This is a genomic window from Salinispora sp. CH2A1_6 (assembly GCF_056820975.1).
This window is the reverse complement of the sequence record NZ_JBXEDG010000003.1, coordinates 598,210-612,343: the sequence shown is the minus strand read 5'-3', so window position 1 is coordinate 612,343 and position 14,134 is coordinate 598,210. Positions and strand designations below refer to the sequence as shown.

At 68.2% G+C, this 14,134-nt stretch carries 17 protein-coding genes and 1 pseudogene; 8 read left to right on the top strand and 10 right to left on the bottom strand.

Annotated features, from left to right (window positions below; genetic code table 11):
- The first annotated feature begins 66 nt into the window (after positions 1-66).
- The gene (locus tag AC1UKG_RS07685; RefSeq protein ID WP_482642621.1) at positions 67-1,332 is read left to right on the top strand and encodes an MFS transporter; all 1,266 of its coding nucleotides are present in this window, start codon (positions 67-69) and stop codon (positions 1,330-1,332) included.
- Positions 1,333-1,373: 41 nt separating this feature from the next.
- On the opposite strand, the gene AC1UKG_RS07680 is transcribed toward AC1UKG_RS07685, so the two are convergent.
- From AC1UKG_RS07680 to AC1UKG_RS07670, 3 genes are all read right to left on the bottom strand, one after another.
- Complete coding sequence (locus AC1UKG_RS07680) at positions 1,374-1,748, bottom strand: type II toxin-antitoxin system VapC family toxin (protein WP_482642622.1); 375 nt, start codon at positions 1,746-1,748, stop codon at positions 1,374-1,376.
- The gene (locus AC1UKG_RS07675) at positions 1,745-1,999 is read right to left on the bottom strand and encodes a type II toxin-antitoxin system Phd/YefM family antitoxin (protein WP_482642665.1); all 255 of its coding nucleotides are present in this window, start codon (positions 1,997-1,999) and stop codon (positions 1,745-1,747) included. The genes AC1UKG_RS07680 and AC1UKG_RS07675 overlap by 4 nt, the downstream gene beginning before the upstream one ends.
- A 115-nt stretch (positions 2,000-2,114) precedes the next feature.
- Positions 2,115-2,318 (bottom strand): hypothetical protein, encoded by a 204-nt coding sequence (locus tag AC1UKG_RS07670; protein WP_482642623.1) that lies wholly within the window; start codon positions 2,316-2,318, stop codon positions 2,115-2,117.
- An 89-nt stretch (positions 2,319-2,407) separates the two neighbouring features.
- On the opposite strand from AC1UKG_RS07670, the gene AC1UKG_RS07665 reads away from it, so the two are divergent.
- Positions 2,408-6,223, top strand: a complete 3,816-nt coding sequence (locus AC1UKG_RS07665) for a carbohydrate binding domain-containing protein (RefSeq protein WP_482642624.1) — start codon at positions 2,408-2,410, stop codon at positions 6,221-6,223.
- 133 nt (positions 6,224-6,356) lie between these two features.
- Here AC1UKG_RS07665 and AC1UKG_RS07660 read toward each other — a convergent pair whose 3' ends face one another.
- Positions 6,357-6,548, bottom strand: a complete 192-nt coding sequence (locus tag AC1UKG_RS07660; RefSeq protein WP_018742359.1) for a DUF397 domain-containing protein — start codon at positions 6,546-6,548, stop codon at positions 6,357-6,359.
- Positions 6,536-7,282 carry a Scr1 family TA system antitoxin-like transcriptional regulator gene (locus AC1UKG_RS07655; RefSeq protein WP_482642625.1) on the bottom strand — a complete coding sequence of 249 codons (747 nt, stop codon included), beginning with the start codon at positions 7,280-7,282 and terminating at the stop codon, positions 6,536-6,538. The genes AC1UKG_RS07660 and AC1UKG_RS07655 overlap by 13 nt, the downstream gene beginning before the upstream one ends.
- Before the next feature lie 209 nt (positions 7,283-7,491).
- Here AC1UKG_RS07655 and AC1UKG_RS07650 point away from each other — a divergent pair, with 209 nt between their 5' ends.
- Genes AC1UKG_RS07650 through AC1UKG_RS07640 form a run of 3 tightly spaced genes read left to right on the top strand, consistent with a single transcriptional unit; the run spans position 7,492 to position 8,164 of the window.
- Entirely contained in the window at positions 7,492-7,722 is a 231-nt protein-coding gene (locus AC1UKG_RS07650) for a hypothetical protein (protein WP_050564218.1), read from the top strand.
- A complete protein-coding gene (locus AC1UKG_RS07645; RefSeq protein WP_018742356.1) occupies positions 7,722-7,916 on the top strand; it encodes a hypothetical protein in 195 nt (64 codons plus the stop codon). The genes AC1UKG_RS07650 and AC1UKG_RS07645 overlap by 1 nt, the downstream gene beginning before the upstream one ends.
- A 20-nt stretch (positions 7,917-7,936) precedes the next feature.
- Positions 7,937-8,164, top strand: coding sequence for a flavin reductase (locus AC1UKG_RS07640; protein ID WP_482642626.1), 228 nt, complete (start codon positions 7,937-7,939; stop codon positions 8,162-8,164).
- Here AC1UKG_RS07640 and AC1UKG_RS07635 read toward each other — a convergent pair.
- Positions 8,161-8,598: an NUDIX domain-containing protein gene (locus AC1UKG_RS07635; RefSeq protein ID WP_482642666.1), complete on the bottom strand. Its 438-nt coding sequence runs from the start codon at positions 8,596-8,598 to the stop codon at positions 8,161-8,163. The genes AC1UKG_RS07640 and AC1UKG_RS07635 overlap by 4 nt on opposite strands.
- A gap of 120 nt (positions 8,599-8,718) precedes the next feature.
- Between AC1UKG_RS07635 and AC1UKG_RS07630 the strand changes: the two genes are divergently transcribed.
- Together AC1UKG_RS07630 and AC1UKG_RS07625 are read left to right on the top strand one after the other, a co-directional pair.
- Positions 8,719-9,117: an NUDIX hydrolase gene (locus AC1UKG_RS07630; protein ID WP_018742353.1), complete on the top strand. Its 399-nt coding sequence runs from the start codon at positions 8,719-8,721 to the stop codon at positions 9,115-9,117.
- A gap of 228 nt (positions 9,118-9,345) precedes the next feature.
- Positions 9,346-10,140, top strand: a complete 795-nt coding sequence (locus AC1UKG_RS07625; protein ID WP_018813337.1) for an MBL fold metallo-hydrolase — start codon at positions 9,346-9,348, stop codon at positions 10,138-10,140.
- A gap of 110 nt (positions 10,141-10,250) precedes the next feature.
- On the opposite strand, the gene AC1UKG_RS07620 is transcribed toward AC1UKG_RS07625, so the two are convergent.
- Entirely contained in the window at positions 10,251-10,877 is a 627-nt protein-coding gene (locus AC1UKG_RS07620) for a class I SAM-dependent methyltransferase (RefSeq protein ID WP_482642627.1), read from the bottom strand.
- Between the two features lie 129 nt (positions 10,878-11,006).
- Here AC1UKG_RS07620 and AC1UKG_RS07615 point away from each other — a divergent pair.
- A pseudogene (locus AC1UKG_RS07615) lies at positions 11,007-11,081 on the top strand (XRE family transcriptional regulator); the annotation flags it as partial.
- A gap of 192 nt (positions 11,082-11,273) precedes the next feature.
- On the opposite strand, the gene AC1UKG_RS07610 reads toward AC1UKG_RS07615, so the two are convergent.
- From AC1UKG_RS07610 to AC1UKG_RS07600, 3 genes are all read right to left on the bottom strand, one after another.
- The gene (locus tag AC1UKG_RS07610; RefSeq protein ID WP_018742350.1) at positions 11,274-12,065 is read right to left on the bottom strand and encodes a class I SAM-dependent methyltransferase; all 792 of its coding nucleotides are present in this window, start codon (positions 12,063-12,065) and stop codon (positions 11,274-11,276) included.
- A 445-nt stretch (positions 12,066-12,510) separates the two neighbouring features.
- Positions 12,511-13,365, bottom strand: coding sequence for a class I SAM-dependent methyltransferase (locus AC1UKG_RS07605; RefSeq protein ID WP_482642628.1), 855 nt, complete (start codon positions 13,363-13,365; stop codon positions 12,511-12,513).
- A gap of 273 nt (positions 13,366-13,638) precedes the next feature.
- Positions 13,639-13,920 carry a hypothetical protein gene (locus AC1UKG_RS07600; RefSeq protein WP_018742347.1) on the bottom strand — a complete coding sequence of 94 codons (282 nt, stop codon included), beginning with the start codon at positions 13,918-13,920 and terminating at the stop codon, positions 13,639-13,641.
- Positions 13,921-14,134: the final 214 nt, after the last annotated feature.

Sequence of the window (14,134 nt, the reverse complement as noted above, 5' to 3'; positions counted from 1 at the left end):
AGAGCGACCATAGATTCAGTGCATGGCTCCGCAGGAGGTCGCTACCACCCGCACTGTTGCCGGGCCATGAGCCGCTGGCCAGGAAGCTCGCCGATCCCGCCGCCCGGGCCACTGCGGACCCTGGCCTGGGCCACGCTGACCAACACGGTGGGGATGGGGCTCTGGGTTGCCGGTTCGGCACTGTTCCTCACCCGCAGCGTCGGGCTGTCCACCCGCTCGGTCGGCGCGGGTCTCACGATCGCCGCGCTGGTCGGGCTGATCGCCAGCGTGCCGTTCGGCCGGCTCGCCGACCGACGCGACCCGCGTACGCTGCGGGCGGTCCTGCAGCTGCTGCAGGCCATTGTCGCCGCGTCCTACCTGCTGGTTGACTCGGTTGCGTCGTTCATCGTGGTCGCGGTGCTCAGTGCGCTGCTCGCCACCGGCAACCTCGCGGTTCGCGCCGCCCTGGTCGCGGCCGTCGGCGGCCCAGCGGGACGGGTATCTGCCTTCGCGACCCTGCGCGCGGTGGCGAACCTCGGCATCGGTGTCGGCGCGGCCCTGGCGGGGCTCGCCCTGGTAGCCGACACGCGGGCGGCGTACCAGCTGCTGGTGCTCGGCAACGCCGCGACGTTCGCACTCTCCGCGATGCTGATCATGCGACTGCCTCCGTTTCCGCCCGGGTCGGTGCCGGCTGCCCCGAAGCGTGGTCTCGGGCCAGCACTGCGGGACGCCCCCTTCATCGCCGTCAGCGCCACCTCAGCGGTGCTCTCGCTGCACTCCGTCGTCCTCACCTTGATCCTTCCCCTCTGGGTGGTGTCCCACACGGCGGCACCGACCGTCATGGTGGCGGCGATCCTGGTGACCAACACCCTGCTGACGGTGCTGCTGGCCGTACGCCTGAGCCACGGCGCGCAGACCGCCACTCCGGCTGCGCGAACGATGCGCCGGGCTGGCCTGACGCTGGCCGCGGCGATGCTGCTCCTCGCCGGCACCAGCGCGCTGCCCGCCGGCCCGACGATCGCGCTACTGCTGGTCGCGACCACCGTCTACACCATCGGCGACCTGTGGCACGCGGTCGGTGACACCGGGCTGGCCTACGACCTGGCCACACCGGAGTTCGTCGGCGAATACCAGGGCGTCGCCGGGCTGCTCAACGGCCTCGCCGGGGCGGTGGGACCCGCTCTACTGACCCTGCTGGTCCTCGACGGGGGGCGCTTCGGTTGGGTCGCGCTGGCGCTGCTGTTCGCGGTCACCGGCCTGTTCACCCCACGGCTGACCCGATGGGCGGTATCAACCCGGCGCCCCGCCGCACCGACGCCGGAGCGCCCTCCCGTTCCGGCTGGCGGCGGGTAGGGCCAGCTCGGCTGGGCACCGAACCGCCGAGCGGAGGGCGGTCAGACCTTGAGGAGGTCCACGTCGTACCGCGCGATCGACCCGTCGCGTGAGGCCAACGTCATGCCTTCCGTAGTTGCCTGTGCCACCAGCATCCGGTCGAAGGGATCACGGTGATGCGGTGGGAGGCGACCGGCGGCGATCGCGTGGGCGTGCGTCACCGCCAGTTCGCGAAAGCCCATGCCCCGGACCCGCTCGGCGAGGTCGGGCGGTCCAGCGAGCTTCCCCGCCGCCTGCTTAATGGTGATCTCCCAGAGGGTGACTGGAGAAAGAAAGATGTCCGGGTCATGACGAAGCCGGTCAAGGAATGCCGGTTCTAGGTTTGCATCGCCGGTGATGGCCCAGAGCGCGACGTGGGTATCCAGTAGCAGGCTCATGCGCTGATGCCGAAATCACCGGCGATCTCGTCATTGGTGTGGGGCGAGTCCCAGTCACCGGAGAGGTCCATCTGCCCGCTGAGGGAGCCGATCGTGGTGCGGTTGACCCGGCGCACCAACGGCACGACTTTTGCCACGGGAGTGCCCGCCCGGTCGATGAATACCTCCTCACCGCCTTCCACCAGCTCGATGATGCGGGACAGGTGGGTCTTGGCGTCATGCATGTTGTAGTGCGCAGCTTCGGTCAAGATAACCACCTCCCAGGTTAGCTAACACCTTAGCCGACAGCGCCGGGTTGCTTCGCTGATCGCACAGCAGTCCGGGCGACGGCCCGCATGCGGTGAGTGGGGTACCGGGCTAATTCGATCAGGTCGCCGCCGTCGTTGGTAGTTCGCGCGCCGCCGCCAGCGGTGACAGGAGGGCCGGCAGGAACGCGGCCGTGCTCCCGACTGCGCCGACGAACAGTACGGCCTGGGCGCCGAGCAGGCCGCCGAGCAGTGCACCGATCGGCATGCTGCCCCATTGGACGAAGCGGACGGTGACACTCCACCCCTGTCCCTCGTTACCCACCTGTTACTTCCTGAAAACGATGCGAGCCAATATGTTGTAGCTTACAACAATCGATGGGAGCGTTTCCGAACCCATCCACAGGAGGCACCGTGCATCCAGAACCTGATCGCAGGCGGGGCGGCTTACGTACCCGAACCGCCGCCCTGCTCACCCTCACCCTCACCGGATCCCTGCTGGTCCTGCCCGGGGCCGCGCAGGCCCTACCCGACCCAGCCCCCGCCACCAACGCCGCCGTCGCGCCAGCGCCGGCCGGCGCCGTGCAGACCGTCGAGGACTACGAGGACGGCGTACCCCCCGAGGTCCTACTCTTCGCCTCCAGCGATCCCGAGCGGCCCGAGGTGGGCACCGTCGCCAGCGATGACCGTCCCGGCGCGGGCAGCGACAACGACGCCTTCTCCGTCCGGTACGACATCGAGGGCTGGGGTGGCTTCACCCACAACTTCATCGCGCCGGACGGCCACCAGGACTGGCGGGCGTACGACGGGTTCTCGTTCTGGGTGAAGGGGGACGGCAGCGGCCGGCAGGTCCAGTTCGAGATCAAGGATGGCGGCGAGCACGGTGAGGCGTCGGAGCTGTGGGAGTCGTTCTTCATCGACGACTCCACCGGCTGGAAGCAGGTCCGGACGACCTTCCCCGACTTCGCCTGGCGCACCAGCTACCAGCCAGCGGACGGCCCGAAGGACAAGGAGCTGCAGCTCGACCGGATGTGGGGGTTCGCGGTCAACCTGCCGCAGGGCGCCGGTGAACTGCACTTCGACCAGGTGGAGCTCTTCACCAACGTGGCGACGGTCGCCGACTTCGAGGCCCCGCAGCCGCAGCTCAACCCGCCCGCCGGGGAGCCCGGCATCATCACCTTCAGCGGCGACGACTCCCGCATCCCGCAGCTGAGCTACGTTGACGCCGCCCGGGACGGCACGCCCGCCGACAACCAGGCCCTCTCCGTGGCGATCGACACCACCACCAGCTGGGCCGGCTTCGGGCAGAACCTGAGCTTCAACACCGAACCGCAGGACTGGAGCAGCTTCGGCGGGTTCCGGTTCTGGTACTTCAGCCCGCTGACCGTGCCACCGGCCGCGCCCGGCGCCGGGCGCCGCATCGACGTGGAAATCAAAGACGGCGGAGCGGACGCCGAACACAGCGAGCTCTGGATCACCAGCTTCACCGAGGACTGGGTCGGCTGGCGCCTGGTCGAGCTCCCGTTCTCGCAGTTCACGTACCGCACCGACTATCAACCCATCGGCGGCATCAACCAGGAGCTGGACCTCGACCAGATGTGGGGCTACGCGATGCAGCCCCGCTCCGGGTACGCCGACACCTTCCGCATCGACGACGTTGAGGTCTACGGCGTCCCGCGGGTCGGTCCCACAGTGCGGGTGGCGGCCGACCCAGCGGTCAGTCTCCTCGACGAGGGCGAGTCGACCACCGTCACGATCCGGCTCACCAACACCGAGGACGCGCCGCTGGACGACGAGGTGACCCTGCGGTACGCCACCGGCGCCGGCACGGCCACCCCCGGCGAGGACTACGAGCCGGTCGAGGGAGAGTTCGTCTTCCCCGCCGGCACCGCCTCCGGAACCACCCGGCAGGTCACCGTCCACACCCGCTCCGACGAGCAGGCGGAGCTGGCGGAGACCATCCCGCTGACCCTCTCCGGCAACGGCATCGCCGTACCCGAGAACCCACCGAACATCGTGCTGAACGCACACGACCTGCCATACCTGGACGCCTCCCGGCCGGTTGCGCAGCGGGTCGCCGACTTGCTCGGGCGGATGTCGGTCGAGGAGAAGGTCGGCCAGATGACCCAGGCCGAGCGGAATGCCCTCGACTCGCCGAACGACCTGGCCACCTGGCGACTCGGCTCGCTGCTCTCCGGTGGCGGCTCGACGCCCACCCCGAACACCCCCGAGGCCTGGGCGGACATGGTCGACGGCTACCAGACGTACACGTTGCAGACCCGACTGCAGATTCCGCTGCTCTACGGCGTTGACGCGGTGCACGGCCACAGCAACGTCCAGGGCACCACGATCTTCCCGCACAACATCGGGCTCGGCGCGGCCCGCGACCCGGAGCTGGTCGAACGGGTCGGGCACGTCACCGCCGAGGAGACCCGGGCGACCGGTCCGCAGTGGTCGTTCGCGCCCTGCGCCTGCGTCGCTCGCGATGACCGGTGGGGGCGCACCTACGAGGCGTACGGGGAGGACCCGGCGCTGGTGATCGCCAACGAAACGGTGATCGACGGGCTCCAGGGCCACGAGCTGGCCGACCGGAAGGACGCCGACCGCGTGCTCGCCTCGGTGAAGCACTACGCCGGCGACGGCGGGACCGAGTACCGGCCGGGCAACGGGGGGTACCCGATCGACCAGGGCGTGGTCGTCATGAGCCGGGAAGAGTTCGACCGGGTCCACCTGGAGCCATACATTCCGGCGGTGCGGAAGCACAACGCGGGAACGATCATGCCCTCGTACTCCAGCGTCGACTTCACCGAGGACGGGGTCGGCAACCCGGTCAAGATGCACGCCCACAAGGAGCTGCTCACCGACGTCCTGAAGGAGGAGATCGGCTTCGACGGCTTCCTGATCAGCGACTACGCCGCGATCGACCAGATCCCCGGGGACTACGACAGCGACGTACGCATCTCGATCAACGCCGGGCTAGACATGATCATGGTGCCGAACGAGTACCAGCGCTTCGAGGAGACGCTGCTCGGCGAGATCGAGGCCGGGAACATCCCGATGTCCCGCATCGACGACGCCGTCAGCCGAATCCTGACCCAGAAGTTCCACCTCGGACTCTTCGAGCAGCCGTTCACCGACCGGACCAACCTGGCCGATGTGGGCTCGCCCGAGAACCGGGCGGTGGCCCGCGAGGCCGCCGCGAAGTCCCAGGTGCTGCTCCGCAACACCGATCAGGTGCTGCCGCTGGCCACCACCGGCAAGCTCTACGTCGCCGGCGCCAACGCCGACGACATCGGCGCGCAGGCCGGCGGCTGGACCATCACCTGGCAGGGCGGCAACGGCGACATCACCCCCGGCACCAGCATCCTCGACGGCATCCAACAGGTCGCGCCGGACGCCGAGGTCACCTACAGCGCCGACGCCTCCGTCCCGCTGGACGGGCACGACCGGGCCGTCGTCGTGGTGGGCGAGCAGCCGTACGCGGAGGGCATCGGCGACGTCGGCAACAACGGCTTCACCATGACGTTGAGCGCCGCTGAGCAGGACACCGTCAACACGGTCTGCTCAGCGGTGGACGAGTGCGTCGTACTGGTGATCTCCGGTCGTCCGCTCGTGCTCGACGACGCGCTCGCCTCCGCCGATGCCGTGGTGGCCTCCTGGCTGCCCGGCACCGAGGGGGCCGGCGTCGCCGACGTACTCTTCGGCGAGCAGCCCTTCACCGGTCAACTGCCGGTCTCCTGGCCGCGTTCGTTGGACCAGGAGCCGATCAACGTCGGTGACGCCAGCTACGACCCGCTGTACCCGTACGGCTGGGGCCTGCGCACCGACGCGACCCAGGACCGGCTGCACGAGCTGCGGGCCGAGCTGGCCGCGATCGAGCAGGACGGCTGGACCCAGGCCGCGGTGCAGGTGCTGGACCTGTCGCTGCGCAACGACAGCTCCTGGCAGGACGACGGCTCGGTCCGCGACGAGCGGCGGGTGGTCACCGAACTGACGGTGGTCTCCACCCTGCTGGCCTTCAGCAGCCAGGACATCGCGGCACAGCACGAACTGCTGGTGTCGACGCTTCGAGATGTCGCGCAGGCGGCGGTCGTACGGGAGGGTGTCACCGCCCCCTCGGCGACGCGGACCTCCACCCTGACCGCGGACGCGGAGCACGCGCTCCTGACTGGCAAGCCGACCACCGCCACGTGGAAGCTCGCCGCGGCCTGGCGCATCGCGGCCGGCTGACCGCAACCAGCTGGGCGGCGCCCGGGGTCAACCGAACCCGGACGCCGCCCAGCACGACACGAAGGCCCGGCCCCCGAGTGGGCCGGGCCTTCCGCTGCCGTCAGGAGCCCGGAAACCGGGTGTCCTGGGCTGGTCAGTGCTGCTTGAGGTGGTGCACGAAAGCCCGCCACGCCACCGGACCGAACACCAGGGCCGGCCCGGTCGGATCCTTGGAGTCCCGGACACCCACGAGGTCAGGAAGGTTGTCCGCTACTTCGACGCACGCCCCACCATTGGAGCTGCTACGGGAGCTCTTGCGCCAGCGGGCGCTGGTCAGGTCAGCCATGATCGCGCTCTCAAAAATTCGATGGTCTGGCTGCGCGGGAGCGCAACCGACCTTACGGTATCCCAGACCGCCCAGAGCGTGGCCACGTCTTTCGTGATGCGCCCGGCCGCCTGGTCGTCCACGTAGCCGATGTCATCTCCCTCAGGTGTGGTGGCGATGATGAACGGTCCGGCCTGACCTGGGTGTAGACCCGCGTCGAGGGGTAGCACGTGCACCAGAACGTTGGGCTGTTGTGCCATCGTCACGAGGTGGTCAAGCTGGGGCTCCATGATCTCGGGTGCTCCCCGGCGAAGTGCGGCTTCGTCGATCACGAAGACGGACAGCGGCCGTCGGGCGCGCTCGAAGACGGCCGCCTGCCGCTGGAGTCGGGTGCCGATGTGGTTTTCGACATCATTGATCAGGGGACCGCTACTGAGGACCGCGCGAGTGTACGCCTCCGTTTGCAACAGCCCTGGCAGTACCGCTGATTCGAACCACCGCAAGCCGGTTGCGTCTCGCTCGACCTCAGTCCACGGACGAAACCAGGCAGGTTCCCTTCGTCTCTGTACATCCGGCCAGAGATCCAATACGTCCCGCTTAAGGATTTCGGCAACCTGCGCGCGATGCCGTGTCTGCGGAATCCGCCCCTGAGTCACCCACCGCGCCACCGTCTTTGGGTCGACTCCGACCTGAGCAGCGATGCTGTCAGCGGTTTCGCCAGCCTCAGCCATCGCAATCTGGACGACGCGGTTCATCCCGTCACCTCATCGTGTTCGTCCCGGATGTCTCGGTTACATAATGCTACGCGGTGTTACTGCTACACAACCCTTGGCATCGTGCCTTGTAGACGGCGCGAGCCGGTGGAGGGCCCAGACCCGCCGGTCGCGCTGTCGAACCGGCCTCGTCCGAGGAACTGGTAGGGGCATCCAGCCCCTACCCAAACCCACGCACCCTGGAGTCTGCCGTGTCGACACGTGTCACCGATTCACTACGACCCACGCAACTTCCGCTACGAAAGCGCTGGATCGCACTCGCCGACGTGATCAATACCCAGCATCCGCCCATCGCGTCTGAGGAGGATCTCAAGCTGCTGCTGTCCGGCCTTCGCGCGGTCGGTCGGGCCCGCGTCGGCTACACCCAGCGCCCCGCAAACGATGTCCTTGAAGCTGTGCTCACCGGGCTGCGGAGGCTCTGATGGCCGACCACAACAGACCCGAAGAGTTACGTCCCCGCCGTGACCCGTCCGGCCCACCCCGATTGCCGGACGGTGACCGGGTGCACCCGGAGTATCCGCCGGACATCAACCCACCCACCGCCCGGCAGAAGCTGGTCATCGCGCTGATCGTGGTAGTCGTCGTCACCGCCATCGTGATCGGGGCATTCCGGTGACCGATCGGCCGCATCTGCCGATGCGCCCTCTGTGGGGCTGCGAGACCTGTCGGACCGAGTGGCCCTGCCCGTCGGCCCGAGTCGCCCTCCTGACCGAGTATCGCGACAACCGTGTCGCGCTCCGCCTCTACCTGGCGGCACTCATGGCCGAGGCGAACGCCCAACTCGCGCAGGTCCACAAGGCGTCCGACCTCTATCAGCGCTTCCTGGCGTGGACCCAGCCACAGTGGCACAGCCACCGCCGCTAGCCGCTCCGCGTCTCGCACCAGGGGCCATCCGGCTGCAACGCGCGAAGCACGGTCACCAGCTCCGGCGGCTCGACTGGATCTGGAAGCGAGGTTAGATCCGTCCACGAAACCCACGCATGCGAATGCAGTTCGACCTGCTCGTTCGGGAGAAGAGCGGTCCGGGTCAGCGCGGGCCGGTCCGCAGCGAAGTGCGCCACGAAGAAGTACTCCGGACCGACATACCGCCTACCCTTCCAGCGCACAGTCCGCTCGACCGGCTCCGACCGGTCAAGGACCGCCCCGGGGTCCGGTCCGGTCTCCTCCATCAGCTCCCGCCGTGCCGCCGCCAGCGGCGTCTCGCCTGGCTCGATGCCGCCACCGGGCGGTTCCCACAGCCATACCCCGTCTACTGGATCATGCCAACGCAGCAGAAGCACACGGCACGCGGCGTCCAGTCAAATCACCCGCGCTGCCGGTCGATAGATTGCCTTCATCACCGCGACCCTAGCTCGTCTCGCCCGGGCTGTACGCGACGATGGTCATGAACAGTCGAGCCGACCACTCCGGAGTATCAATTGATCACCATCGACAAGATCGCCTGGATCCGCCTTGAGAACGGTGCGATCCTCAGCTCCCGATCACGTGGTAAGGACGTTTACTACATCCCGGGCGGCAAACGAGAACCCGGCGAAGGCGACCTGGACACGCTCGTCCGCGAGATTCAGGAAGAACTCAGCGTGACCATCACCCCCGACACCGCTACGCATGTCGGAACCTTCCGCGCGCAGGCCCACGGACACCCAGACGGAACCACGGTCCGGATGACCTGCTACACCGCCGGCTACCAGGGCCTCCTGCAACCCAGCAGCGAAATCGAGGAGATCGTCTGGCTCACCCACGCCGACCGTCACCGGGTCTCCCCAGTCGATCAAATCATTTTCGATCATCTACACGAGATGGCCCAGCTGCGCTAGCCACGGGTGCGGATCCATTCAAGAGCCCATTCCTGGCTGGTTGCGGTAGCTCTTGGGCTGGAGCGGCTCGGTACCAGCAATCACCGGCCTCGTGGTCCTGCTACCCACCGCTCCGGGTACGCCGAGGCGGATCGAGCGGCTGTTCGCAGTAGTGCCGTGGCGGTTGCGACGAAGTCGAACTACCGTCAAGTCACGGACAGACAGACGTTCCTCCGTGAGGAGTTGGTTGTGGCCACAGCTCACACCACCGCCGGGCAGTTCCCCGTCCGCGTCCTCGGCGGCCCGACCGCCCTCTTCGAGTACGGCGGGTTGAGGTTCCTCACCGATCCGACCTTCGACGCTCCGGGCGACTACTACGCGGCGGGCCAAAAGATCCTGACCAAGACCGCTCCCCCTTCCGGCGGTGTCGTCGACCTCGGCCACGTCGACGTGGTCCTGCTCTCGCACGACGAACATCCCGACAACCTCGACACCTCCGGCCGAGCCCTGCTCGCCGACGTCCCCCTCACGCTCACCACGCCCGAAGGCGCGCGACGCCTGGGCGACGGGGCCACAGGGTTGGCCGACTGGCAGCCGATCAAGCTAGATCGCCCCGGCAGCGGCACGATCACCGTGACCGGCGCGCCCGCCATCCACGGACCCGGCGCGCGCGAGGATGTTGAACGGGTCACCGGCCAGGTCGTGGGCTTCGTCTTGACCGGCGAGGACCTGCCGACCTATTACGTCAGCGGCGACAACGCCTCGCTCGACCTCGTGAAGGAGATCGCGGAGCGCTTCGGACCGATAGACACAGCCATCCTCTTCGCCGGTGCCCCGTGCTTCCCTGGCCTACTCTTCGACGGAGCGCCCATCGTCCTTACCAGCGCTCAGGCCGCTGAGGCAGCCAGACTCCTCGGCGCTCGCCGGGTGGTTCCCGCCCACTACGACAGTTGGGCCCATTTCACCGAGGGCCGCAACGACCTCGTCACCGCTTTCACCGCCGCCGGGCTGGCCGACCGTCTGGACCTGGAGAGTCGACGCTGAAGCTGCAGATCCACATGATCGTCGACAACTACGGCACCCACCCACCCCAACGTCAAGGGATGGCTGGCCAAGCCTGTCGTGCGATGGGGCTGGTGATGTCCTGCTGGGTGTCAGGCCGTGCGGTGGATGATCAGCATGTGATCGGCGACCTCTGCGGTGCTCCCGTCCGGTCCCGTCGCGACCCTGCGGAGGGTGTCGGCCCGTTCGACCGTCCAGGTCGCCGAATCCAGTGCGATGTCCTCGGCGACCTCCTGCGGGCTCGGGAACCGGATGCTCGGGTCCTGGTTCCAGGACCACGGCGGGTTGGAGCCGTGGTCGACGACCAGCAACCGTCCCTGTGGACGCAGGGCCTGCGCGGCCGAACGCAGAATGGGCGTCCTGTCAAGGTCAAGCAGGGTGTGTAGATACTGAGCAGAAATCAGATCGAACTGACCATGTGGGAACGAACTACTCAGATCACACTGCACAGCAACGACCCGCTCGGCGAGGCCACGCGCACCGGCCAGGGTAGCCACTCGCTCGACCGCCACAGTCGAGACGTCGGTAGCAGTGACGCGCCAGCCTTGGCCGGCAAGCCACAGTGCGTCGCCGCCGTTGCCACAACCGAGGTCCAGCGCATCACCGGCCGGCAGGTGCGCGACGATCTCGGTGAGGCGGACATTGGGTTGCGGGTTGGTGGCGGCCGGTCGGGACAAGTACATGTCATTCCAGAACGTGACCGCGTCGGCGGTTGGCATCGGCGAACTCCTCCCGTCGGTGTCCACCCAGTCTCGGTGGGCCCGGGTGGAATGACACGAAATTTTGCGCTTATGGCAAGCCAGGCTCCGTGGACCGTGATGCGGACGACGTATCCGAGAGCACCACCGTCCCGCCTGGAGGGCGGGCAGCGCCAGGCGACCCTGGAGTTGCTGCTGCCCCTGGCCCGCATCTACAACGTTCCGCGTGCTCAACGGGCAACTGCGACCGGCACTCGGAGAACGCGGCACCGGGCAGGTGCAGACCCACCTCGGCGTGGGCGTGCAATCGGCGGCGCGACCAACTACCGCACCCGTGGCTTGGGCACACGGTGGCCACGTCGCCGGTGCGGCACGCCGGTTGGCGACACCTGCCGTCCGCCACGCCACATCGGAGCTTCAGGAACGGCAGACAATCTCGCCATGCAGAACGGCGAACCAGGCATCCGCTGCCGCAGCCCACTCCCGCCACCCGTCAGAGATACGGCGCAGATCCCCAGCCGTGGCAGCGCCCGAGGTCAGCAACTGTCGGGCCAGATCCGAGCTCCGGATCCGCTCGGCCCACATCTCCCCCCACCATCGCGTGTCCGCCGGCGTGGCGAAACACCACGTGCTCGCCGACGCGCGTACGTCAGTGAAGCCGGCGGCGTGGGCCCAGGAAAGTAGGCGTCGGCCGGCGTCCGGCTCGCCTGCGTTGGCGCGGGCGGCCTGCTGGTACAGGCCACGCCACTCATCCAGCGCAGGAACACGAGGAAACCAGGTGAACGCCGCATAGTCGCTGTCCCGCACGGCGACGATTCCACCGGGACGGGAAACCCGGCGCATCTCACGCAGCGCCCGGATCGGATCAGCGACGTGCTGAAGCACCTGGTGGGCGTGGACGACGTCGAACGTGCTGTCGGTGAAGTCGAGTGCGTGGACGTCGGACACCGCGAAGTCGATGTTGCGTTGACCCCGTGAGTCGGCCTCCGCGCGGGCGAGTTGGAGTGCATCACCGCTGATCTCCACGGCGGTGACATGTCCGGGTGCAACGCGGGTCGCCAGGTCGACGGTGATAGTGCCCGGCCCGCAACCGATGTCGAGCACCGACATACCCGACACGAGGTGCGGAAGTAGGTAGGCTGCCGAGTTCTCGGCAGTACGCCACCGGTGCGAGCGCAGCACCGACTCGTGATGCCCGTGGGTGTACACGTTCGGTGCTGCTGGCATGGGCGAATCTCCTCGACCGGGTGTGCCCACCATAGCCACGCGGTCCCTCGATCCGGTGGCGAATCTCGCCACTCGGGTGGTTGTGGTGGGGACAGGTCTGCCCATCGCGCTGGGCACGGTGAAGGGCCGGATCGAAGATGGCGCGGCAAGCAGGTAGCCACAAGCCGTCATTCGCCACCAACAGCACTGCGGCTGTGCAGCCGCCTACGGTAGCGAACGACACGATCCCCGGGGCACAGCCAAATGTCGGCAGTACCCCGGGGATCCTGTTCTCCGAACGTGCGGCGCAGGGCCAACGCGTCGTCGGCAACGGTGGCAGCCGCGCCGTCAGGGCCGGTTACGCTGCGTTGGGGAGCGAGTCACTGTCGACCGTCATGACGGCTCTCCGTTCGTGAGTGACTCGGATCGGACGACGTGGCATCCATTCTCACAGCGCCGCCGCGGGTGCCGGGCCACCCGGCCGGGGCACCGCGATCGTGATGCGTCCGATGGTGGTCAACGTCAGGTCGCCCCCGGGTGCGCGAACGGATTCCAGCACCTGCGCCGCGTCGGCGGTCGCCTCGTCGAGCCGATCGGCCGGCAGGTGTTGTAGTAGTGCCCGCCCGCCGTGCGACCACATCCACCGCATCCAGTGGTCCACGTTGTGAAACCTGCTCTCGACCCGATGCTCACTGATCGCGGCGACGTCGAGGCCGGCCGCCGCCATCGTCGCCGTGATCGTCTGTTCATCGTCGAATGGGCCGGCGGTCGGCGCGGGCGGCGGCTGCTCCGCCGGTAGGTGCGCGGCCACGGCATCCATCGCGGCGACGAAGGCCGGATCGTACGCGCCGGGAGTGCTCACCACCAGCCGACCCGTGGGGCGTAGCAATCGCGCGTACGCCCGCAGGGCCTGCTCCGGCTCCGGCAGCAGAAAGACGACCATCCCGGCCAGCACCACGTCAAAGCTGTGGGGCGGGAGACTCGGCTGTTGGGCGTCGCCAACCCGGACCTCGACCTGGGTCAGGCCGGCCCGGGCAGCGTCGTCGGCGGTGAGCTTCACCATCGTCGGCGCGAGGTCGATACCAGTGACGTGGCCGGTCGGTCCGGTGGCCGCGGCGGCGGGAAGGAGAACAGCTCCGCGACCACAGCCAACATCGAGGACCCGCTCACCCGGCTGAATGCCGGCACAACCGACGAGAGCCGTGCCGAACGGTTCGAAGTAGGACACTCCGGTGCGGTCGTAGCTGGCGGCGGCCTCCTCGAACACCTCGACGATCGAGTTCGAGTGCGTACTGCTCGTCATTGACACTCCTCCTCACCCGGTCCGGTGGGCTACGAGGGCAGAGTAGAACACCCGTCAGCAGCTCCGTTCGCCGATCGCGTCGGCGGGTGCGGCGCGCATCGCGAACCGGGTAGCCACCGTGATCGCTCCCCAGGAGAGTGCGATGGTCACCGCGACAATCGCGATCACCCCGAGGAGGGAGAAGTTCGGGGCGGCCGACTGGGTCAGCCCGAGGCCGAAGCCAACCAGTCACCGGTGCCGCCAACCCCGGGCGCCGCCAGGAACCGCTCCCGGTCACCGACCTGGACGGTCGGAAAGCGCTCGGACAGCGGTGAGGGTGTCGGCGGGTAGCGTCACCCGCTCGCGGTAGCGAACCTCTGCACTCTCATCCAACCAGAAGGACTGCGGTGCGCCGATCGTTTCGGCCGCGCCCGCGTACCGCTCGGGGGTGACGCCGTTGCTGAGCCCGGACTGCAGCAGAACCCCACACGCGGCGACCACGGCGGAGCCGACGACGATCGCGACGAAGGACCCGGCGAAGCCCCCCTTGTTTCCCTTGATCGTGCTCCAGGCCACCGACCCGCACCCTTCAGCCGCCGAGGTAGCGCGACTCGCGTGATCGCCCGGCCGCGGGCCGTGATCCGCTCCCGCCATCGACCGAGGTGACGTGTTGGAAATCTCTGGGCATATCGGCCAGCATGCCAGCCCTGAGCAAGGCCGTACGGCAAGGCTACTGTGGCGCGGGTCTTCACCCCTGTCGATCGTGTCGATGGGCGTGGTCCGTAAGCCC

What these genes read in the sequence shown, in the direction of transcription:
- AC1UKG_RS07685 (WP_482642621.1), top strand. Translation starts at nt 67, where the DNA reads ATGAGCCGCTGGCCAGGAAGCTCGCCGATCCCGCCGCCCGGGCCACTG.
- AC1UKG_RS07680 (WP_482642622.1), bottom strand. Translation starts at nt 1,748, where the DNA reads ATGAGCCTGCTACTGGATACCCACGTCGCGCTCTGGGCCATCACCGGC.
- AC1UKG_RS07660 (WP_018742359.1), bottom strand. Translation starts at nt 6,548, where the DNA reads ATGGCTGACCTGACCAGCGCCCGCTGGCGCAAGAGCTCCCGTAGCAGC.
- AC1UKG_RS07655 (WP_482642625.1), bottom strand. Translation starts at nt 7,282, where the DNA reads ATGAACCGCGTCGTCCAGATTGCGATGGCTGAGGCTGGCGAAACCGCT.
- AC1UKG_RS07645 (WP_018742356.1), top strand. Translation starts at nt 7,722, where the DNA reads ATGGCCGACCACAACAGACCCGAAGAGTTACGTCCCCGCCGTGACCCG.
- AC1UKG_RS07640 (WP_482642626.1), top strand. Translation starts at nt 7,937, where the DNA reads ATGCGCCCTCTGTGGGGCTGCGAGACCTGTCGGACCGAGTGGCCCTGC.
- AC1UKG_RS07620 (WP_482642627.1), bottom strand. Translation starts at nt 10,877, where the DNA reads ATGCCAACCGCCGACGCGGTCACGTTCTGGAATGACATGTACTTGTCC.
- AC1UKG_RS07605 (WP_482642628.1), bottom strand. Translation starts at nt 13,365, where the DNA reads ATGACGAGCAGTACGCACTCGAACTCGATCGTCGAGGTGTTCGAGGAG.